19 protein-coding genes are annotated in these 19,819 nt (G+C 68.9%); 5 read left to right on the forward strand and 14 right to left on the reverse strand.

The window, feature by feature from the left end:
* Nucleotides 1-392: 392 nt before the first annotated feature.
* The 9 genes from ACWDKQ_RS29835 to ACWDKQ_RS29875 form a co-directional block, all read right to left on the reverse strand.
* On the reverse strand, nt 393-938 hold the full coding sequence (locus ACWDKQ_RS29835) for a DUF3558 family protein (RefSeq protein ID WP_450142101.1): 546 nt from the start codon (nt 936-938) through the stop codon (nt 393-395).
* The gene (locus ACWDKQ_RS29840) at nt 935-1,420 is read right to left on the reverse strand and encodes a hypothetical protein (protein ID WP_450142102.1); all 486 of its coding nucleotides are present in this window, start codon (nt 1,418-1,420) and stop codon (nt 935-937) included. The genes ACWDKQ_RS29835 and ACWDKQ_RS29840 overlap by 4 nt, the downstream gene beginning before the upstream one ends.
* Before the next feature lie 733 nt (nt 1,421-2,153).
* On the reverse strand, nt 2,154-2,510 hold the full coding sequence (locus ACWDKQ_RS29845; protein ID WP_450142103.1) for a GntR family transcriptional regulator: 357 nt from the start codon (nt 2,508-2,510) through the stop codon (nt 2,154-2,156).
* Between the two features lie 23 nt (nt 2,511-2,533).
* On the reverse strand, nt 2,534-3,520 hold the full coding sequence (gene meaB, locus ACWDKQ_RS29850; RefSeq protein WP_450142104.1) for a methylmalonyl Co-A mutase-associated GTPase MeaB: 987 nt from the start codon (nt 3,518-3,520) through the stop codon (nt 2,534-2,536).
* 2 nt (nt 3,521-3,522) lie between these two features.
* Nucleotides 3,523-5,727, reverse strand: a complete 2,205-nt coding sequence (scpA, locus tag ACWDKQ_RS29855; RefSeq protein ID WP_450142105.1) for a methylmalonyl-CoA mutase — start codon at nt 5,725-5,727, stop codon at nt 3,523-3,525.
* The gene (locus ACWDKQ_RS29860; protein WP_450142117.1) at nt 5,724-7,607 is read right to left on the reverse strand and encodes a methylmalonyl-CoA mutase family protein; all 1,884 of its coding nucleotides are present in this window, start codon (nt 7,605-7,607) and stop codon (nt 5,724-5,726) included. Before ACWDKQ_RS29860 ends, scpA begins: the two co-directional genes overlap by 4 nt.
* A 178-nt stretch (nt 7,608-7,785) precedes the next feature.
* Nucleotides 7,786-8,046, reverse strand: a complete 261-nt coding sequence (locus tag ACWDKQ_RS29865) for a type II toxin-antitoxin system RelE family toxin (protein WP_450142106.1) — start codon at nt 8,044-8,046, stop codon at nt 7,786-7,788.
* Nucleotides 8,043-8,324 carry a type II toxin-antitoxin system Phd/YefM family antitoxin gene (locus ACWDKQ_RS29870; RefSeq protein WP_450142107.1) on the reverse strand — a complete coding sequence of 94 codons (282 nt, stop codon included), beginning with the start codon at nt 8,322-8,324 and terminating at the stop codon, nt 8,043-8,045. Before ACWDKQ_RS29870 ends, ACWDKQ_RS29865 begins: the two co-directional genes overlap by 4 nt.
* Nucleotides 8,325-8,370: 46 nt before the next feature.
* A complete protein-coding gene (locus ACWDKQ_RS29875) occupies nt 8,371-8,571 on the reverse strand; it encodes a hypothetical protein (protein ID WP_168584691.1) in 201 nt (66 codons plus the stop codon).
* 241 nt (nt 8,572-8,812) lie between these two features.
* Between ACWDKQ_RS29875 and ACWDKQ_RS29880 the strand changes: the two genes are divergently transcribed.
* The 4 genes from ACWDKQ_RS29880 to ACWDKQ_RS29895 all read left to right on the forward strand — a co-directional run bounded on the left by ACWDKQ_RS29880 (nt 8,813) and on the right by ACWDKQ_RS29895 (nt 14,766).
* Entirely contained in the window at nt 8,813-11,341 is a 2,529-nt protein-coding gene (locus tag ACWDKQ_RS29880) for a DEAD/DEAH box helicase (RefSeq protein ID WP_450142108.1), read from the forward strand.
* Nucleotides 11,342-11,440: 99 nt separating this feature from the next.
* Entirely contained in the window at nt 11,441-11,854 is a 414-nt protein-coding gene (locus ACWDKQ_RS29885; protein ID WP_450142109.1) for a universal stress protein, read from the forward strand.
* Nucleotides 11,823-12,488, forward strand: a complete 666-nt coding sequence (locus ACWDKQ_RS29890) for a DUF1349 domain-containing protein (protein ID WP_450142110.1) — start codon at nt 11,823-11,825, stop codon at nt 12,486-12,488. The genes ACWDKQ_RS29885 and ACWDKQ_RS29890 overlap by 32 nt, the downstream gene beginning before the upstream one ends.
* Before the next feature lie 184 nt (nt 12,489-12,672).
* Nucleotides 12,673-14,766, forward strand: a complete 2,094-nt coding sequence (locus tag ACWDKQ_RS29895; RefSeq protein ID WP_450142111.1) for an NB-ARC domain-containing protein — start codon at nt 12,673-12,675, stop codon at nt 14,764-14,766.
* On the opposite strand, the gene ACWDKQ_RS29900 is transcribed toward ACWDKQ_RS29895, so the two are convergent.
* Together ACWDKQ_RS29900 and ACWDKQ_RS29905 are read right to left on the reverse strand one after the other, a co-directional pair.
* Nucleotides 14,761-16,422, reverse strand: a complete 1,662-nt coding sequence (locus ACWDKQ_RS29900; protein WP_450142112.1) for a hypothetical protein — start codon at nt 16,420-16,422, stop codon at nt 14,761-14,763. The genes ACWDKQ_RS29895 and ACWDKQ_RS29900 overlap by 6 nt on opposite strands.
* A gap of 24 nt (nt 16,423-16,446) precedes the next feature.
* Complete coding sequence (locus tag ACWDKQ_RS29905; RefSeq protein WP_450142113.1) at nt 16,447-18,345, reverse strand: heavy metal translocating P-type ATPase; 1,899 nt, start codon at nt 18,343-18,345, stop codon at nt 16,447-16,449.
* A 98-nt stretch (nt 18,346-18,443) separates the two neighbouring features.
* Here ACWDKQ_RS29905 and ACWDKQ_RS29910 point away from each other — a divergent pair, with 98 nt between their 5' ends.
* A complete protein-coding gene (locus ACWDKQ_RS29910; protein WP_010307142.1) occupies nt 18,444-18,788 on the forward strand; it encodes an ArsR/SmtB family transcription factor in 345 nt (114 codons plus the stop codon).
* A gap of 49 nt (nt 18,789-18,837) precedes the next feature.
* Here the strand turns inward: ACWDKQ_RS29910 and ACWDKQ_RS29915 are convergent, their stop codons facing one another.
* The 3 genes from ACWDKQ_RS29915 to ACWDKQ_RS29925 all read right to left on the reverse strand — a co-directional run bounded on the left by ACWDKQ_RS29915 (nt 18,838) and on the right by ACWDKQ_RS29925 (nt 19,670).
* Complete coding sequence (locus ACWDKQ_RS29915) at nt 18,838-19,026, reverse strand: hypothetical protein (protein WP_450142114.1); 189 nt, start codon at nt 19,024-19,026, stop codon at nt 18,838-18,840.
* Nucleotides 19,027-19,080: 54 nt separating this feature from the next.
* The gene (locus ACWDKQ_RS29920) at nt 19,081-19,218 is read right to left on the reverse strand and encodes a hypothetical protein (RefSeq protein ID WP_450142115.1); all 138 of its coding nucleotides are present in this window, start codon (nt 19,216-19,218) and stop codon (nt 19,081-19,083) included.
* A 116-nt stretch (nt 19,219-19,334) separates the two neighbouring features.
* Nucleotides 19,335-19,670, reverse strand: a complete 336-nt coding sequence (locus tag ACWDKQ_RS29925; protein ID WP_450142116.1) for a YnfA family protein — start codon at nt 19,668-19,670, stop codon at nt 19,335-19,337.
* Between the last annotated feature and the right edge of the window lie 149 nt (nt 19,671-19,819).

A 19,819-nucleotide genomic window follows, 5' to 3' on the forward strand; every position in this document is an offset into this window, starting at 1 on the left:
GTTGGCAGGATTACCGCTGGGCACGTCAGGATCGCACTTGACGTGCTAACCCCACGGATAAATCCGGGAGTCTGCGCACTACGTCTACCTGATCAGCGGGGTGGGTGATTCGGGTGGTTCTGGCCTGCCTGCATCCCAGCGCCGCCCGAGCGGTGATGTCGTGGCAACCGGTGGTCGCGCGGAGCAGGCAGGTGCAACCGGCGGGTGGCAGTTGTGAGCAAGAGTTGCGGGGGAGCCACAGCTGGAGCTCGAAGCCGAAGCCTACGGTCGGCACGCACTGCGAGCGGCTGGCAGATCAGCCGTGCAAGTGACGTTACGGGGCCGTGGGCGAGACGGACCGTTCATGCGTTGCTGCGTGCTCTAGCGCGAAGGTGTCCTCCGTACGGAAGCCCTTACTTGGGAAGCCGCGATTCGGCCTTGCTCGCCGCCTTCTCAGCCTCACCGCACGGATCTGCGACCGAATTCGCCATGATTCCAGTCACCGTGAAGAGAACGACGCCGCCACCTGCGTCAACCACGACTGAGCAACCGCCCTGGTTGCTGGCACCTGCTTCGACGCCACGCGCAGCTTTCCGGCCGTTGATGTTGAACTGCTCGTACTTGTCCCAATGGCCACTGGTTTCGTACTTGTCGACGGTCTGCTCCGCGTTTTTGTACAGCGTAAGAAGGATCTTCTCGCCTTCGTAAGAACAGCCTGGTTCAGACTTGATTTCCTCGACCTTCTCGCCCGGCCCGCTGACACCGGCTCCGCTCAAGTCCTGGGGAGTGAGAAACGCACAAGGGTCGAAGTTTTTCAAGCCGGATGCCTCGGGCTGGGTCGTGGGGGCTTCCTGACTCGCGTCGCCGTTATGCGGAGTCCCGCCCGCAGAGCAGGCGGCAAGGCCGAGCAGCGCCACGCCTGCGACGGCCGAAATCAACGAGCGGGAAAGTCGGGTCACTGGATACCTCGCTGCAAGTCCTGGGCGATCTGATCGTCGGTCGAACGGTAGTCCTTCGCCGCAGCCCGGAACGCATCCGCCTGTGCCTGGAGCTCTTCCTGCATCATGCGGATCAGCTCGATCGCGCCAGCACCGGGCGCATTCGCCTTGTCTTCAAAACGCTTGGCCAGCTGTTGCCCATCTGGATAGTTCCCCAAGCCCTGGACGCGGCTGATCTGCTGGGCATTTCGCACCAGCTTCGCCAGCTCGCGGATCTCTTCCTCACAGCGCTTCGCGGCCTTCTCCGCCACTACGGGGTCCAAGGCGAGCCTTCCCCCTGAAACTTGCTGGTTGACCCACTGCGTCTGCTGCCGGACGGCTTGAAGTCCCTCCGCCGCCGCTTGGAAACCGCCTTGAGTCACAGCCGCCTCTCCCCTGGCCTGTCGATCAACGAGGGCGATGCTATCGGCCACGCCCCTGCCATGGGAGGTGGTTTCGGACATGCCAAGCCGAGCGCCGTTGCAATTGCCAACGACGTCCTACCGGCTGACCTCTATATGCACTGCGCAGCTGGACCCGCGTTACTGCCTTGTTCGCTCGTCCGTTTCTGCATCACTCCCTAAAACTCATCGAAGTCGTCGTCGGAGCGCTGGACCCCCTGTGGAGCTCTGCAATCGGTCTAACGTCGGTGTTTTTGTGATCAGTGGCAGCGGCGGGATCCCCAGAAGCATGAATCGCGGTCGCGTCGGTTCGTCGAGGTGGCCGCGGACGGCAGGCCATGCGTTGCTGTCTGGGCTCACGACACCGCCCGCCGGTTCGGTGCTTGCCTTTCGGTGTGCGCGTTCTCATGTGCATTCAACCGTTCCCGGTCGTGGATCTCGATGCCGCAGTGGTAGCAGGATCGCGAAAGCCGCTCGATTTGCCGCTGGCGCGTCTCGCATGGTCGGCGCGCCATGTGTGGCCGCCATGCTCCAAGTCCCAATCCAGTCACCTCCGGGGCTTTCTTGGGCGGCTGGCGCGGCACCAGGCCACGAACAGCGGCGGGACGATCAGAGCCCACGCCAAGGCGCCGATCGAAGTGGCAACGGTCGGAGACATGACCAACCACCAAGGTGCCAGCCGTCGTAATCGTGGCAATATGTCTTCGACGCAAGCGTCGCGGAACGCGGGTATACGCGGCTTTTGTGGCGCATCGTGGCGGCAAGGCTCCAAACGGTGGCCTTCACCCGGAACAGATCACGCGTTGAGGGCTGCTTTCACGATCGCTAGGGCTGCGTTGGCCTGGATGCCCAACGCGTGGGTGATCTGGGCGTAGGTCGCCGCTGCTTCGGCCGCTCGCGCCGCTGCTTGGTCGCCCGCGTCGCTGACGAAAGTGCCTGCGCGGCCCCGGGTTTCGAGCAGGCCCGCCTGTTCCAGCTCGCGGTAGGCCTTCGCCGCCGTGTTCGCCGCGATGCCCAGGTCTGCCGCCAGCGCCCGGACCGTCGGGAGCTTGGTGCCCACCGGTAGTTCGCCGCTGTTGATCTGCTGGGCGAGGGTCGACCGCACCTGTTCGAAGGGCGGCACGTCGGAGCTCGGGTCAACGCTGATCCGCATGGTTCTCCTGGGTCTAGGTTGCGTCAGGATTTCCGGAAGACGTCGAGCAGCCGCTCCGCCGCGAGGCTGGCGGTGAGTTCCCCCGCCCGCACCTGGGTTTCCACCTCGCCGACGATCGCGCGCACCCCGGGGTGGTGGGTGAGCTCCGACATCAGCTGGTCGCGGACCAGCGCCCAGGTCCACTCGACCTGCTGGCGGCTGCGCTTCTCCGCCAGCTCGCCGGTCTCGGTCAGCGCCGCCCGGTGCTGCTCGATCTGTTCCCACAACGTGTCCAGGCCGAGCTCCTGCAGGCCGCTGCAGGTCAGCACCGGCGGTGTCCAGGTCGCGCTGACCGGGGTGAGCAGGCGCAGGGCGCTGCGGAGTTCGCGGGCGGCCTTGCGGGCTTCGGCGGCGTGATCGCCGTCGGCCTTGTTGACGGCGATGATGTCCGCCAGCTCCAGCACGCCCTTCTTGATGCCCTGCAGCTGGTCGCCGGTGCGGGCCAGGGTGAGCAGCAGGAAGCAGTCCACCATGCCCGCCACGGCCACCTCGGACTGGCCGACACCGACCGTTTCGACCAGCACGACGTCGTAACCGGCCGCCTCCATCAGCACGATCGTCTCGCGCGTCGCGCGCGCGACGCCGCCGAGCGTGCCCGCCGACGGCGACGGCCGCACGAACGCCGCCGGGTCGCTGGCCAGCCGGCCCATCCGGGTCTTGTCGCCGAGGATGCTGCCGCCGCTTCGGGTCGAGGACGGGTCGACCGCCAGCACCGCGACGCGGTGCCCCGCCGCGGTCAGCATCGATCCCAGCGACTCGATGAACGTCGACTTGCCGACGCCGGGCACGCCCGTGATGCCGACCCGGTGCGCGCCGCCGCTGTGCGGCAGCAGCTCGACGAGCAGCTCCTGGGCCAGCGCCCGGTGGTCCTTGCGGGTCGACTCGACCAGCGTGATCGCCTGCGCCAGCTTGGTGCGGGAACCGGCGAGCACGCCTTTGGCGTAGTCCTGGACGTCGATCGTTCGCGGCATGATCAGTGTTCGAGTTGGGTGCGGAGTTCAGCGAGCAGGCCCAGCGCGGCGTCGGCGATCACAGTGCCCGGCGGGAAGATCGCGCTGGCACCGGACTGCCGGAGAGCGTCGAAGTCGGCCGGCGGGATGACCCCGCCGACGACGATCATGATGTCGTCGCGGCCCAGTTCCCGCAGCTCTTCGCGCAGCGCGGGCACCAGGGTGAGGTGCCCGGCGGCGAGGCTGGAGACGCCGACGATGTGCACGTCGGACTCGGCGGCCTGGCGGGCCACCTCGGCTGGGGTCTGGAACAGCGGGCCCACATCTACGTCGAAGCCGAGGTCGGCGAACGCGGTCGCGATCACCTTCTGACCGCGGTCGTGGCCGTCTTGGCCCATCTTCGCGACGAGGATGCGCGGGCGGCGGCCCTCTGCCTCGGCGAAGTCCTCCACCTGCTGGCGGGCCGCCTCCAGCTGCTCCGACGGCCCCGATTCCTCCCGGTACACGCCGGTGATCGTACGGATCTGACCGGAGTGGCGGCCGAAGACCTTCTCCAGCGCATCGGAGATCTCCCCGACGGTCGCCTTCTCCCGCGCCGCGTCCACGGCCAGCGTCAGCAGGTTGTGTGCCAGGTCGTCGGGCCGCTCGTCCGACATCGACGCCTCGGCCGCGGCGGTGAGCCGGCGCAGCGCGTTCTCGCAGGCCTCGCTGTCGCGTTCTGCCCGCAGCCGCCGAAGTTTCTCCAGCTGCTGCGCGCGGACCCCGGCGTTGTCGACCTTCAGCACGTCGATCTGTTCGTCGCCGTCGTAGCGGTACTTGTTGACGCCGATCAGCGGCTGTCGCCCGGAGTCGATGCGGGCCTGGGTGCGGGCGGCGGCCTCCTCGATGCGCAGCTTGGGGATTCCGGCGTCGATGGCCTGCGCCATGCCCCCGGCGTCCTCGACCTCGGTGATGTGCGCCCAGGCGCGCTCGGCGAGGTCCGCGGTGAGGCGCTCCAGGTAGTAGCTGCCGCCCCACGGGTCGATCACCCGCGTGGTGCCGGATTCCTGCTGCAGCACCAGCTGCGTGTTGCGGGCGATGCGCGCGGAGAAGTCGGTGGGCAGCGCCAGCGCTTCGTCGAGCGCGTTGGTGTGCAGCGACTGCGTGTGGCCCTGGGTGGCGGCCATCGCTTCCACGCAGGTGCGCACCACGTTGTTGTAGACGTCCTGGGCGGTCAGCGACCAGCCGGAGGTCTGCGAATGGGTGCGCAGCGACAGAGATTTCGGGTTTTGCGGCTCGAAGGCCGACACCAGCTTCGACCACAGCAGCCGGGCCGCGCGCAGCTTCGCGACCTCCATCGCGAAGTTCATCCCGATGCCCCAGAAGAACGACAGCCGGGGTGCGAAGGCGTCGATGTCCAGCCCGGCCTGCCGCCCGGCGCGCAGGTATTCGATGCCGTCGGCCAGGGTGTAGGCCAGCTCCAGGTCGGCGGTCGCCCCAGCCTCCTGGATGTGGTAGCCGGAGATCGAGATGGAGTTGAACTTCGGCATCCGCTGCGAGGTGTAGGCGAAGATGTCGGAGATGATCCGCATCGACGGCTGCGGCGGGTAGATGTAGGTGTTGCGGACCATGAACTCCTTGAGGATGTCGTTCTGGATGGTCCCGGCCAGCTTCTCCGGCGCGACGCCCTGCTCCTCGGCGGCGACGATGTAGAGCGCCATCACCGGCAGCACCGCGCCGTTCATGGTCATCGACACGCTCATCTTGTCCAGCGGGATGCCGTCGAAGAGCTGCCGCATGTCGAAGATCGAGTCGATGGCCACCCCGGCCATGCCGACGTCGCCGGCCACGCGCGGGTGGTCGGAGTCGTAGCCGCGGTGGGTGGCGAGGTCGAACGCCACCGACAGGCCCTTCTGGCCGGCGGCCAGGTTGCGGCGATAGAAGGCGTTGGACTCCTCGGCGGTGGAGAACCCGGCGTACTGCCGCACCGTCCATGGCTGGTTGACGTACATCGTCGGGTATGGCCCGCGCAGGAACGGCGCCAAACCCGGGTAGGTGTGCGGGAAGTCGAGCCCCGCGACGTCGACCGAGGTGTACAGCGGCTTGATCCCGATGCCCTCCGGTGCTTCCCAGACCAAGGCGTCGGAGTCCTTTCCGGTGGCGGAGCGCAGCTCCTGCTGCCACCGCTCGGGGGCCGCGGCGGTCGGGGCCTCCAGCGGGATGCCGGCGAAGTTCGGGATTTGCGTCATCGTCCCACTCCCGTATCGGGCCTGAGGGGCAACAGCTTCTGGACGTCGGTCAGGGCGGCCAGTGCATCGCATCCGGCGAAGGCGAACCCGTCGACGCCTTCCGGTGCCGGATCGCTCGGCTTTCCGGCCAGCAGCACGTGCTTCGCCCCGGCCTGCTTGAGCGCCGCAGCGGTTTCCGCGGCGCGTTCGGCGTAAACCTTGTCGCTGGAGCAGAGGCACACCACCGGCGCTCCGGTGTAGGCCGCGATAACGTCCTGTGTGGACTCGGTCGCGCCGGCGTCCGTGCATTCGATACCGCCCGCTGCGAACAGGTTCCGCGCGAACGAGGCGCGCGCGTTGTGCGCGGCGAGCGAGCCGAGCGTTGCGAGGAACACCGCAGGGCGTTGGCCGGTGGCTTCCAGATGCGCGTCGGCGGCGTCGCGCAGCCGCTCGAAGTCTTCTGCGTAGTGGTGCACCGGCAGGCCGCCAGAAGGCTGTTCCGGCGCGGGTTCCCGTTCCAGCCGCGGCTCGTCCAGGTTCGGGAATTCGCTGACGCCGGTGATCGCGTCCTCGCGGTGCGCGATCGCGGCGCGGCGCTCTTGCCAGGTGGCCGCGAGCCGGTCGGCGACCAGGCCGGACTCCAGCGCGGCGGGCAGCCCGCCCGCCGCCTCGATCTCCTGGAACCACCGCCAGGCGACCTGCGCCAGCTCCTCGGTCAGCGACTCGACATACCAGGACCCGCCCGCTGGGTCGATCACCTGCGCCAGGTGCGACTCCTCCAGCAGCAGCGCCTGGGTGTTGCGCGCGATGCGGCGGGCGAAGTCCTCCGGCAGGCCGATCGCGGCGTCGAACGGCAGCGCGGTCACCGCCTGCGCGCCGCCCACCCCGGCGGCGAACGTGGCGATCGTGGTGCGCAGCATGTTCACCCACGGGTCGCGCCTGGTCAGCATGGCCGCCGACGTCACGGCGTGCTGCACCTGCGCCCGCGCCGGCTCCGACGCACCGCTGAACCGGGTCACCTGCTCCCACAGGCGCCGCGCGGCGCGCAGCTTGGCGATGCTCAGGAACTGGTCGGCGGTGGTGGCGAAGCGGAACTCCAGCAGCCCGGCGGCGGCGTCGACGTCCAGCCCGGCCTCGGTCAGCCACCGCAGGTAGGTCGTGGCCAACGCGAGCGAGCAGCCGAGCTCCTGCGCGTCCGAACCGCCCGCGTCGTGGTACGGCAACCCGTCCACGACCAGCGCCTTCAGACCCGGGAACTCCGCAGCGCAGCGGCGGGCGAGCGACACCGCAGCGTCCCGGTCGCCAGGGCGGCCGGTCCTGGCCTGCACGCCCAGCGGGTCGGCGCCGAGGTTGCCGCGCAGTGCGGTGGCGGGCAGGTCCTGCTCGGCGGCCAGCGCCAGGAAGGCGTCCGCCGCTGCACCGAAATCAGCGCCCGCGTCGAGGGTCATGCCGATCATGTCCAGGTGGACGCCGTTAAGCGCGTCGGCGAGGTCGTCGACCGCCAGCCCGCCGGCTCCGAGCCGCAGCCACAGCGACGACACCCCGTTGTAGAGGTCCGCCAGGATCGCGCGGTTCGTCTCGGCGGCGTCCGGGTTCTCGTGCCGCTGGCGCACGTCCCAGCCTTCGGCGACGCTGCCCTGCGGGCGGCTGCCGCGCACGAACGGCGCCAGCCCCGGTACACCGGCCGCCAGCGGGGCTTCGGTGTACAGCGGGTGCACAACTATGCCGTCGTAGGTCGTCGAGGCCAGCACGTCCTCCACCGGTCCGGCGGGAGCCTGCTCGCCGATCAGCCCGGACCGCTGGAGCACTTTCTTGACCTGAGTCCGCCACTGCTCGCGGTCCACGGGCCCGGCCGAGGAGAGGTCCAGCCCGCCGCCGCTCGTCGTCGAGTGCGCCACCATGAACGTGATGGTAAGCCGAGCGGCCGTTTCTGGAACCATCTGTGATCCGGAACTCACATCGCTGAGGGGCCTATCGGCGATTCACTTAGCCCCGTTCTGCGGTGGGACTCCGCCGGTCCGGCGTGCTCTTCGTCGATCACCTGACCCGTGCGCTACCTCGGTGCGAGGGGGGCGGTTGTCAGCGCTGGAAAATCTCGCGGCGGTGGCCGACCGCGACCACCACGACGACGAGACGCCCGTCTTCGACGCGGTAGATCACCCGGTAGTCGGCGACTCGGATCCGCAGGTAACCGGAGACTCCCTTGAGCGCGATGGCTCCGGCGGGCCGTGGATCGTCGGCGAGCTGGTCGATCGCGATCTGTAGCCGTCGCCGGATCGGCTTGTCAAGCTTGGCCAGGGTTTTCAGAGCGTCGCGGGTGATCTCGATCTGGTAGGTCACCGATCCCGCTCCAGCGCGACGATCGCAGCTTCCCAGGAAACCGTGCCGGACTCCTCTGCTTCGGCGACGCGGCGCGCCCAGTGTGCGTCTTCTTCGGCTTCCCAGTGCTCGGCGACGTCCGCTGCCACGAGTGCGGCAACCCGCTTGCCTCGATGGGTCAGGTACACGTACTGGCCCTCGCTCGCCAGCTCGATGTAGCTCGGCAGGTGGGCGCGGGCAGACGAGACATTGACTTCAATGGCGGCGCTGTCGTCCATGTGTACAGTTTCGACGCTCATGCACGAATTGTACAGTCGGTACAAGTAGTCGATCGGCCACCCTCTGTTACTGTCGCGAGCGGCCGCAGAGGTGGTATACCCAGCCGGATTCCGGGGTGTAGTGGAGTTCGTAGTGGGTTTCGATCTTCGGGCCGTCGTGCAGGTGGATGTGCCGCAGCAGCCGTCCCGCGACCGCCTCGGAGTCGCGGAGATCCTGGATCCGGCCGTCCAGCGGCCCGCCGACGAAACGCACGTTCCGGCTCGTCATGACATCCCTCCTCCCGCGCGTGCCCCATGGTCCCCGATTGACGGTGCCCAACACCAGCGTGCAAACCGGCGTGCCCACGAAGACGCGGCCGATGCTCGCGTTCTTGGCGCTGCTTGAGTTCGCGGTCGACTGCTGCGATCCGATCGGGCGGTGATCCACGGTTGCGCCCTCGCCTCCTCCAGCCCGCATCGGCCACCCCGGTCGATTCGGCCGGAGTTGAGCAGGGACGATGGAGGGCACGATGAAGCTCACCGACCTGCTCCCAGCCCTCTCGACCGACTCCCCGGACTCCGATGCGGTGCTCGACGCGTTCGTGTCCTGGACCACCGACCAGGGCATCGAGCTCTACCCGGCGCAGGAAGAAGCGCTGATGGAGGTCGTGACCGGGGCGAACCTGATCCTGAGCACGCCGACCGGCTCCGGCAAGAGCCTGGTGGCCACCGGGGCGCACTTCACCGCGCTGGCCGCCGGCCAGCGCAGCTTCTACACCGCACCGATCAAGGCGCTGGTGTCGGAGAAGTTCTTCTCGCTGGTGGACACCTTCGGCGCCGAGAACGTCGGCATGATGACCGGCGACAGCAGCGTCAACGCCGACGCCCCGATCATCTGCTGCACCGCCGAAATCCTGGCCAACATAGCCCTGCGCGACGGCGACCGCGCCGACGTGGACCAAGTCGTGATGGACGAGTTCCACTTCTACTCCGAGCCCGACCGCGGCTGGGCGTGGCAGGTGCCGCTGCTGGAGCTGCCGCGCACCCAGTTCGTGCTGATGTCGGCGACGCTCGGCGACGTCACGTTCTTCCAGGAGGACCTGACCCGGCGCACCGGTCGGGAGACCGCCGTGGTCACCTCGGCGGAGCGGCCGATCCCGCTGACCTTCCGCTACGCCAAGACGCCGCTGCACGAGACGATCGAGGAGCTGCTGACCGGTCAGCAGGCCCCGGTCTACGTCGTGTACTTCAACCAGGCTTCGGCGCTGGAGCAGGCGCAGGCGCTGATGAGCGTCAAGGTCGCCAACCGCGAGCAGCGCGACGAGATCGCCGAGGCGATCGGTGACTTCCGCTTCACCGCCGGGTTCGGCAAGACCCTGTCGCGGCTGGTGCGGCACGGCATCGGGGTGCACCACGCTGGGATGCTGCCGAAGTACCGGCGGCTGGTGGAGCAGCTCGCGCAGGCCGGGCTGCTCAAGGTCATCTGCGGCACCGACACCCTAGGGGTGGGCATCAACGTGCCGATCCGCACCGTGCTGATCACCGGGCTGACCAAGTACGACGGGGTTCGTACCCGGCACCTCAAGGCGCGGGAGTTCCACCAGATCGCCGGTCGCGCCGGCCGTGCCGGGTACGACACCGCGGGTTACGTGGTGGTGCAGGCGCCCGAGCACGAGATCGAGAACGAGCGGGCGTTGGCCAAGGCAGGTGACGACCCGAAGAAGAAGCGCAAGCTGGTGCGCAAGAAGGCGCCCGAGGGCTTCGTGTCCTGGAGCGAGAAGACCTTCGAGAAGCTGGAGTCCGCCGAGCCGGAGCCGCTGCGGTCCAGCTTCACCGTCAACCACGCGATGCTGCTCAACGTCATCAACCGGCCCTCCAACGGTCGGCACCGTGATGCCTTCTCCGCGATGCGTCACCTGCTCACCGACAACCACGAGGACCGGCCGACGCAGCGCCGCCACATCCTGCGTGCCATCGCGATCTACCGCGCGCTGCTGGCCGCCGGGGTGGTCGAGCAGCTCGACGAGCCCGACGAGCAGGGCCGCCGGGTGCGGCTGACCGTGGACCTGCAGTTCGACTTCGCGCTCAACCAGCCGCTCTCGCCGTTCGCGCTCGCCGCCATCGAGCTGCTGGATTCCGGGTCGCCGAGCTACTCGCTGGACGTGCTGTCCGTCATTGAGTCCATTTTGGACGATCCGCGGCAGGTGCTGTCGCAGCAGCAGTTCAAGGCGCGCGGCGAGGCCGTCTCGCAGATGAAGGCCGACGGCATCGAGTACGACCAGCGGATGGAGTTGCTGGAGGAGATCACCCACCCCAAGCCGCTGGCCGAACTGCTGGAAGCCGCCTACGAGATTTACCGCAAGGGGCACCCGTGGGTCGGCGAGCACGAGCTGTCGCCGAAGTCGGTGGCCCGCGACATGTTCGAGCGGGCGATGAACTTCGTCGAGTTCGTCAACTTCTACGGGCTGGCCCGCTCCGAGGGGCTGGTGCTGCGCTACCTGGCCGACGTCTACAAGGCGCTGCGGCACACGGTGCCCGACGACGCCAAGACCGAGGAGCTCACCGACATCATCGAGTGGCTCGGCGAGCTGGTCCGGCAGGTCGACTCCAGCCTGCTCGACGAGTGGGAGAAGCTGCGCCACCCGGGCGCGGAGCCGACGGCCGTGACGGTGGACGAGGGCCCGGAGCGCATCACGTTGAACAAGCGGGCCTTCCGGGTGCAGGTGCGCAACGCGTTGTTCCGCCGCGTGGAGCTGGCGGCCCGGCGGCGCTACGACGAGCTCGGCGCGCTGGACGCGGAAGGCGGCTGGGACGCCGACGCGTGGGAGGACGCGCTGGAGGAGTACTTCGAGCAGCACGAGGAGATCGGCACCGGCCCGGACGCGCGCGGCCCGGCGCTGCTGATGATCACCGAGGAGCCGGAGCGCTGGCTGGTCCGGCAGGTCTTCGCCGACCCGGCCGAGGACCGCGACTGGGGCATCAGCGCCGAGGTCGACCTCGCCGCCTCCGATGAGGCGGGCACCGCGGTCATCCGGATCACCGACGTCAACCAGCTCTGACGGACCTCCGCGACGCGACCGTTCCGGCGGTGGCGACGCGGATGGTGCTGCCCTACCATCCCGGCGAGATCACCCAAACCTCGCCGGAGGGAGCCGGGCATGCCGCAGACCATCGCAGTCGGAGTGGACGGGTCGAAGGAGTCGGAGCGGGCGCTGCGCTGGGCGGCCAACCAGATCAGCGAGGTCGGCGGGATCGCGCACGCGATCATGGTCTGGCACCAACCGATCCAGTTCGGATATCGTCTGCCGACCCCGGACAGTGAGCTGGAGCAGCGGGCGCGCGAGGCGCTGGAAGCCGCCATGGCGGCGGTCACGGCGGATTTCCCCGCCGTGGACCTGCGGTCCCGGCTCATCCGAGGGCACGTGGTCGACGAGCTGGTCGGGCTGTCCAAACAGGCCGATCTGCTGGTGGTGGGCAACAAGGGGCACGGCGCCTTCACTGGCATGCTGGTCGGGTCGGTGGCGCTGAAGCTGGTGCACCATGCGGCCTGCCCGGTCGTCGTCGTCCGCTGATGAGGCCGGACCGGCGGGCACGCCGGACAAGTGGAAACAGGTGGGCATGCAGCAGGCCGAGGACATCAAGCTGTTCGGGCTCGACGGTTGGCGGTGGCTCAACCAACCGGTGAACTGGTTGTCCTACGGGGGATTGACGGTGACCGCCGACTCCGGCACGGATTTCTGGCGGACTACCCACTACGGCTTCGTGCGCGACAGCGGGCATGCGCTGCTGCGCCCGGTGGGGCCGCGGTTCACGTTGACGACCCGGTTCTTCGGTGACTACCGGGAGCAGTACGACCAGGCCGGTCTGCTGCTGCGGCTGGACGAGCAGAACTGGATCAAGGCGGGCATCGAGCTCGTCGACGGCGAGCAGCTGCTCAGCGCGGTGGTGACCCGCGAGGTCTCGGACTGGAACGTGGTGCCGCTGGAGGCGGTGTGCGGCCCGGTCGAGTCGATCACCCTCCAACTGGAGCGGGCCGGCGACACCGCGACGATCCGCTATGCCGCCGACGGCGACGAGCCCAAGACGCTGCTTCGGGTGGCGTACTTCCCGCCGGAGGTCCCGGCCGAGGCCGGGCTGATGTGCGCCTCCCCGGATGGGGCGGGTTTCCCGATCCGCTTCGCCGAACTGTCCCTCGTGGAGGGCTGAGCCAGCGCGGCCGTTCGGCGGTGCGGAGTTCTCCCACCTGGGTGAGGCCTCGGCTGGCGGCGTTGAGTGCGGTGATCCCGACACCGGCCGAGATGTTTCCAATCCTCGTTGGCAGCGAGTGCCGAAGCTGTCACGCTCCGATGGAACCACCCGGTATCGTCGCGCGGGAGGATCGACAGCGCCGGTGGGGGTCGGGATGGACGAGTGGCACAACGCCAACAACGCTCCGGTGGGAAACCTGCTCCAGGTCGGACGCGCCGATCACGTCGTGATGAACCTGGGCGGCCACTCGGAGCCGGTGTGCCCAGACATGCTCAGGAAGGACCCCACCCACTTCGGTTTCACCAACCGGACCGCGGAACTCACCGAACTGGATCGGCTGTGGCGCAACGCGCAGCGCGCCGGAAAACCATTGGTCGTGGCGCTCAGCGGCATGATGGGCATCGGCAAGTCGTTGACGGCGCTGCGCTGGGCGCACCGGATGCGCGACGAGTTCTCGGGCGGAATTTTCTTCGGTGAACTGCACGGATCCAATCCCGCCGAGACTCGGACTCCGGGCGAGGTGCTGGGCCGGTTCCTCGGACGGCTCGGGCTGACCGGCGCGGCGCTGCCGGCGACGGAGGAGGAGCGCGGCGATGCGTTCTGCGAGATCACCGCGCACCGCCGGATTCTGGTGATCCTCGACGACGCCGCGACTGCCGCGCAGGTCCGGGCACTGCTGCCGTCGTCGCCGACCAGCGCGGTGCTCGTCACCAGCCGCCGCGAGCTCACGTTCCTGGGCGGCGGTGTCGTACCGATGCGGCTGGCGCCGTTCGAGGAGGATGCGGCGATCGCGCTGCTGGCGGGTTCGCTCGGCGACGGCGCGGAGGCGGAAGAGGCCGCGCTGCGGAAGCTGAGCAATGCGTGCGGCCGGCATCCGATGGCATTGCAGGTGGCAGCCGCGCAGCTGCCCGGCCGGTCCTCGATATCGTCCTATGTGGACAGGATCGCGCCGGATCTGCTGCGCCGCCTGGAGGTGGACGGGGAACGGCCCTTCGACGGTGCCTTCGAGTTCGGTTACCAGGCGTTGTCGGCGGATCAGCAGCATGCCTACCGGATGCTGGGATGCCATCCCGCGACGGAATTCTCCCTGGAGGCTGCTGCCGCGCTGCTCGGCCATTCGGTCGCGGACACCGAGGATCTGCTGCGGGCGCTGTCCCGGGCCCACCTCGTGGTTCCGGTCGGTCTCGGTCGGTACGGCATCCATGCGCTGGTGCGCCAGCATGCGAAGGCCAAGCTGTCCGCGGGCGACGATTCGCGGTCGGCGTTGCGCCGGACCGTCGAGTACTACCACGACTTCGTGATGGCGCGGGACGTCGTGCTGTCGAAGCGGCGGCGGCTCAGCGCGCGGTACGAGACGGTCGTTGCGGCGCATGAGGGGGAGCGAGCGTCGGAGCGGGCCTTGGACGAGCTGGAGGCGGAACGCGAGACGCTGTCGGCGTTGGTGGGCATCGCGGTCGAAAGCGGGCAGGATGACCGCGCCTGGCAGCTGTGCGAGAGCCTGTTCAGCTACTACACCGATCGCAACTACTTCGTCGACCTGATAGAGATCCTGGCTCTCGGGATCGCGGCGGCCGAGCGGCTGGGCGATCCCCGGGCGCTGGTGCGCATGCACTCGCACTCAGGTTCGGCGTACTACGCGGTGGGGGAATACCGCGCGGCACAAGAACAATTCGAGCTCTCCTACGACATCGCCGAGGCGAACCACGACGACTGGGGGCAGCAGAGCGCTATCGAATGGCTCGGTCTCATCCACGAGCGGCGCGCCGAGTTCGACGAGGCCCTGCGCTGCTTCGAACGGTCCCGCGGCATCGTGCAGAAGCACTTCGCAACAGGCTGGCGGTCCCGTCCGCTGGCGCTCTACCGCATGCATTCGGGGCGGGTGTTGACCCGCGCCGGGCGGGTAGCGGAGGCGTTGCCGCGGTTGGCGGAGGCGTTCGTTTTCTTCGTCGGGCTCGGGGAGCAGGCCAACAGCGCGAAGGTGGCGCTGTCGCTGGCCGAAGCCCACTTGCAGCGCAACGACCTGGCGGAGGCGCTGCGTTGGGGTCGCAAGGCCCTCGAACTGTGCCGCGCGGCGCGGATGGCGGCCGATCAGGCCGAGGCACTGGAGCTGTTGGCCGAGCTCAGCGCCCGCAGCGGGGACGCGCAGGCGGCGGCGGATCAGCGCCGAGAGGCGGCGGAAATCCTCACAGTGCTGGGGAATCGGCGTGCTCAGGCGCTGCTGGCGCGCGAGTCATGACACCGCGACCGGTCGGCCGTTGACGGTGAGGCCGGAGGAGAGGTCGGCGAGCTCGCGTCCGGTTGCCAGCCATTCGAACACCGCGGAGGCGTAGCGCGTCGGGTCGTCGGTTCCGCGCAGGCGTGCTTGGTCGCCGCTTCGGGTCCGGACGATGCACGACTCGCCGCACACCGCTGCGGCGAGTTGCAGGCCCCGATGGGACGAAATGGTTTCCCGGAGCCACGTTTCGGCGTGACGCCCCCAGCGTTCGGCGTCGGTCAGCACGAGCACGTCGGCGACGGCGCGAAGTCGTCGACCGGGATGGTCCGCTGCCACCACCAGGTGGCTCCGCTGCTGAATTCGCCCTGCCGGAATCATTTCGGCAGGATGCCGGTCCAACGAGACCTCGCATCCGCCGTGGACTTTTCCGGTGACGTGCATGGCAGTTGGCCGCCACGGCCAGTCTTCGTCCGGGAGTCCTCGCGCCGTGTCGGGTTGCACGCCTGGTTCGGTGCGCGGTTGCGCCAAGCCGAGCATCGAATAGCACAACGTCCGCAGGTGCTCCGCCGCCTCGCCTGGGCGTGAGGTGATCATCTGATGCAGGGCGGCGGACCTCTCCGGGGTGTGCTCGGCCACGGTTTTCCGCAGCTGCGGCAGGATCGGCTGGGTCAGGTCCAGCCGGGGCGCATGCGATCCGAGCAGCGCGACCGCGGAATCGGGCGCGACCGCGGACTCCGGGAACGCCGCCAGCGACGTGGGCAGACCCAACGCCGCGCCGTACGCGGTCACCGAGCCGTGGTCGCCGATGAGCAGATCGGCGGCGACCAGTGCGGCGCGCCAACCATGCTCCGGCGGCACGACCATCAGGCCCGAACGCTGGTGCGGCGCCAGCCAGCGGTGCACCTGGTGCGGGCCGTGCTCGTACCATATGTGCGGGTGCAGGATCGCCACCACACGAAAGTCGTCGACCGGCAGTTCGGCCAGCAACCGCTCGTACAGCTCGGAAACCTCGCCGAATAGCGAATTCTCCCGATGCGTCGAGCTGACGGCGATGACGGTCTGGTCGCCGTCGGCACCTAGCGCCAGGCGGTAGCGCAGCCGCCACGGGATGCTGGCGCGGAGCCGGTCGTAGCAGGGATCGCCGGTGACGACCGCTACCTCGGCGGCCTGCGGTGCCGAGGCGCGCAGCCGCGCGAGCTGCTCGTCGTGCGAGAGCACGATCGCCGACGGGATCGGACGGCCGCCGTCCAGCAGCAGCTCAGGCGACAGGCCGAAGGCTTCCGGTCTTCCGGTCTTCCGGTCTTCCGGTCTTCCGGTCTTCCGGTCTTCCGGAACGATCTTAGTGTACCGAATTCCGTGCGGCAGCGAAAGAATCGGCGGTTTCAGATCTAGGAGTCCACTGTGGCCTGCCGTGATGGCGAGCTCGTACTTCCGGGACAAGCCCGCCTCCACGGGGAAGACCCCTTTGGCGGCGAACAGCTCCGCCAGCCCGTTCGGCTGCGGATCGTCGGTGTTCCAGACGAAGTCGAGTGCGACCCGGAAGTCACCTTCGAACAGGTCCACCACGTCGAGTAACCGCGTCATCGCCGCGACGTTGTCCACGACGACCAGCACCCGTCGCTGGGGCCGGACGGTTTCGAACCGCGAGCGTTCGCCGTCGCCCCAGGAAGTCGCCATGGCGGCAACGATAGCCGCGACCGGTCAGCGGCGGTGCCAGGCGTGTTCGCCGAGCAGGCGCAGGCCGTTGAGGCCCACGATGATCGTCGAACCCTCGTGGCCCGCCACGCCCAGAGGCAGCGGCAGGTGCCCGACCAGGTCCCAAACCACGAGGACGGTGATGAAGGTGCCCGCGATGACCAGGTTCTGCTTGACCAGGCGGCGGGCGCGGCGGGACAGGTCCACGACCTTCGGCACGGCGGCCAGCTCGTCGCGGACGATCACCACGTCCGCCGTTTGCAGCGTCAGGTCGGAGCCGGTGCGACCCATCGCCACCCCGCAGTGCGCGGCGGCCAGCGCGGGCGCGTCGTTGACACCGTCGCCCAGCACCATCGTCCGCTGCCCGGATTCCCGCACCGCCGCGACCTTGTCCGCAGGCAGGAGCCCGGCGCGCACGTCGTCGATGCCGACTTCGGCGGCGACCTGCGCGGCCGCCCGCTTGTTGTCGCCAGTGAGCAGCACCGGTTCCGAACCGGTCAGTTCCCGCAGCCCCCGCACCGCTTCGGCGGCATCCGGGCGCAGCCGGTCGGCGATCCAGAGGACTCCGGCGGGCACGCCGTCGACGGTCACGAGCACCGCGGTGTGGCCCGCAGCCTCCAGGTCGGCGGCGAAGTCCGAGTCGCGCGGGCTCGTGACCTCCACCGCGCGTCCGTCCACAGTGGCTGAAACGCCGTGCCCCGGGGTCGCGTGGAAGTCCTCGGCGTGCGCAATGGCGAGCTCCTTCTCGTGCGCGGCGGCCACGATCGCGCGTGCCAGCGGGTGCTCGCTCAGGTGCTCCGCGCCTGCGGCCAGCGCGAGGACCTCGTCGGTCGCCCAGCCCTCGGCCGGGTCGATCCGCACCACGCGCGGCGTGCCTTCGGTGAGGGTGCCGGTCTTGTCCAGTGCGACCCGCTCGACCTCGCCGAGCCGTTCCATCACCACGGCCGACTTCACCAGCACGCCGTGCCGCCCGGCGTTGGCGATCGCGGACAGCAGCGGCGGCATCGTGGCCAGCACGACGGCGCACGGCGAGGCGACGATCATGAACGTCATCGCGCGCAGCAGGGCGCTCTGCAGGTCGTCGCCGAGCAGCAGGGGGATCGCGAAGACCGCGAGCGTCGCCACCACGACGCCGATCGAGTACCGCTGCTCGACCTTCTCGATGAACAGCTGCGTCGGTGCCTTCGTCTCGCCTGCCTCGGCGACCAGTGCCACGATGCGCGCGATCACCGATTCCGAGGCGTCCTTCGCGACGCGCACCCGCAGCGCGCCGGTCCCGTTGAGGGTGCCCGCGAATACCTCGTCGCCCGGCTGCTTCGCCACCGGCAGCGGCTCGCCGGTGATGGTCGCCTGGTCGACGTCGCTCGCGCCGTCGAGGACCTCACCGTCGGCGCCGATCCGCTCGCCGGGGCGAACCACGATCACGTCGCCGACCTGCAGCGTCGCCGTGTCGACGGTCTCCTCGACGCCGTCGCGCACCCGCACTGCGGTCTCCGGAGCGAGGTCGAGCAGGCTGCGCACGGAGTCCTCGGTGCGGGCGGTGGCGTAGGCCTCCAGGGCGCCCGAGGTGGCGAAGATGACGATCAGCAGCGCGCCGTCGGTGATCTGCCCGATCGCCGCGGCGCCGATGGCCGCGACGATCATCAGCAGGTCCACGTCCAGGGTCTTCTCGCGCAGCGCCCGCAGTCCGGCCAGGCACGGTTCCCAGCCGCCAGTTGCGTAGCAGGCCAGGTAGAGCGCCCAGTAAAGCCCGGCCGGGCCGCCGGTCAGCTGCACGGCGAGGCCGAGCAGGAACGCCACCAGCGCAGCGGCGGCCCAGCGCGCCTCCGGCAGCACGAACAGGCCGCGCCGGGTCTTCGGCAGCGCGGGTATCGGCAGGGTCGTGCGGTCTGTGGCGGCGGTCATCGCGAGCACCCTTCCGGCGTCGGTTTGCGGTCCGGGGCAGCACGATACATGAATGAGTGATCAGGTATTCATATGTCCTAGTCGTTAGACTGCCGGGCATGGGTCACGTAGTCAATCGCGAGGTCACGCCCGCCGCGCGGCTGGACGCGGCGTCGGCGGCCTCGGTCGCCGAGACGCTGCAGGCCCTGGCCACGCCGTCGAGGCTGCTGATACTCAGCGAACTGCGCCAGCGCGCGATGGCGGTGGGCGAACTGGCGGAGGCCGTCGGCATGGAGCAGTCCGCGGTCTCGCACCAGCTGCGGCTGCTGCGCTCGCTCGGGCTTGTCGTCGGCAACCGCTCCGGCCGCAGCGTGGTCTACTCGCTGTACGACAACCACGTCGCCCAACTCCTCGACGAAGCCGTCTACCACATCGAGCACCTGCGCCTCGGCATCTCCGACTGACGCGCTCGATCGACGGGGAAACCGCCTCAGCCACGACGAGCAGGGGCAGTCAGCTCACGTCGTGCCTGGCTGACGCGGCACGACGGGATTGCCGGCCATTCCGCTCGGCGCACCGGGCGTCGTGGCGCAGGTCGTTGATGGTCGGCTCGTTGCTCTGGGCGATCGCGATCAGCTGGTCGAACACGGCGATTGCCTCGCGCAATTCGCCGTACGCCTCGCGCACCGGCGGGCGGCTCACGTCGCGGACCTTCTCGGCCAGAGCGTCGACCAGTGACCGGCATTCGTAGAGGATCTAGTGATTCACCACGCCGTAGCAGCCCAGGTCGTCGCTGACCTGTTCCGGCGTCTGCTTCTCGACTGCGCTGACTGCGGCCTGTAGCGCTTCGCGGGCCTGGTAGAGGGTTTCGAGCGGGTGCTCCGGGGTACTCATGCCGCTTCCCTGTTCTGCGTGTCGAGGTATCGCCACCATGATGCCTCGTGCGAGCGAGCAACCTACGGAAACGAATACCCCACTCGCGTGAGCGGGCCTGGTCGCTCGCTGAGCTATCAGGCCGAACGAGGCGCATACATGATCACGGCGACGCCGACCAGGCAGATCAGCGCCCCTATGATGTCCCAACGATCGGGCCGGAATCCGTCGACGAAAACGCCCCAGAGCAGCGACCCGGCTACGAACACGCCGCCGTAGGCGGCGAGGATCCGCCCGAATTGCGCGTCGGGCTGGAAGGTGGCGACGAATCCGTAGATGCCGAGCGCGATAACGCCGGCGCCGATCCACAGCAGGCCGCGCTGCTCCCGAACCCCCTGCCAAACGAGCCAAGCCCCACCGATCTCGGCAACGGCGGCCAGCACGAACAACACCACGGAACGCAACACGGACATGAGCTCCACGGTAGACCGAGCCCCACCCGAGCCAGTGCGGACAGAGGTGCCCTTGACCCTGGTGGTTAATTCTCGGGTTGGGTGAGGGTGTGTTGGGCAGGCCCGGGATGATGATCTTGCGGCAGTCTTGTGGTGTCTGGCCGCAGGAT

The organism is Saccharopolyspora sp. NPDC000995, assembly GCF_053599315.1.

Bases quoted from the DNA above. Each gene is read 5' to 3' on its own strand.
- ACWDKQ_RS29880 (WP_450142108.1), top strand. From the start codon at position 8,813: ATGAAGCTCACCGACCTGCTCCCAGCCCTCTCGACCGACTCCCCGGAC.
- meaB (WP_450142104.1), bottom strand. From the start codon at position 3,520: ATGCCGCGAACGATCGACGTCCAGGACTACGCCAAAGGCGTGCTCGCC.
- ACWDKQ_RS29925 (WP_450142116.1), bottom strand. From the start codon at position 19,670: ATGTCCGTGTTGCGTTCCGTGGTGTTGTTCGTGCTGGCCGCCGTTGCC.
- ACWDKQ_RS29840 (WP_450142102.1), bottom strand. From the start codon at position 1,420: ATGTCCGAAACCACCTCCCATGGCAGGGGCGTGGCCGATAGCATCGCC.
- ACWDKQ_RS29885 (WP_450142109.1), top strand. From the start codon at position 11,441: ATGCCGCAGACCATCGCAGTCGGAGTGGACGGGTCGAAGGAGTCGGAG.
- ACWDKQ_RS29870 (WP_450142107.1), bottom strand. From the start codon at position 8,324: ATGAGCGTCGAAACTGTACACATGGACGACAGCGCCGCCATTGAAGTC.
- ACWDKQ_RS29860 (WP_450142117.1), bottom strand. From the start codon at position 7,607: ATGGTGGCGCACTCGACGACGAGCGGCGGCGGGCTGGACCTCTCCTCG.
- ACWDKQ_RS29875 (WP_168584691.1), bottom strand. From the start codon at position 8,571: ATGACGAGCCGGAACGTGCGTTTCGTCGGCGGGCCGCTGGACGGCCGG.
- ACWDKQ_RS29920 (WP_450142115.1), bottom strand. From the start codon at position 19,218: ATGAGTACCCCGGAGCACCCGCTCGAAACCCTCTACCAGGCCCGCGAA.
- ACWDKQ_RS29890 (WP_450142110.1), top strand. From the start codon at position 11,823: ATGCGGCCTGCCCGGTCGTCGTCGTCCGCTGATGAGGCCGGACCGGCG.
- scpA (WP_450142105.1), bottom strand. From the start codon at position 5,727: ATGACGCAAATCCCGAACTTCGCCGGCATCCCGCTGGAGGCCCCGACC.
- ACWDKQ_RS29900 (WP_450142112.1), bottom strand. From the start codon at position 16,422: ATGGCGACTTCCTGGGGCGACGGCGAACGCTCGCGGTTCGAAACCGTC.
- ACWDKQ_RS29905 (WP_450142113.1), bottom strand. From the start codon at position 18,345: ATGACCGCCGCCACAGACCGCACGACCCTGCCGATACCCGCGCTGCCG.
- ACWDKQ_RS29910 (WP_010307142.1), top strand. From the start codon at position 18,444: ATGGGTCACGTAGTCAATCGCGAGGTCACGCCCGCCGCGCGGCTGGAC.
- ACWDKQ_RS29845 (WP_450142103.1), bottom strand. From the start codon at position 2,510: ATGCGGATCAGCGTTGACCCGAGCTCCGACGTGCCGCCCTTCGAACAG.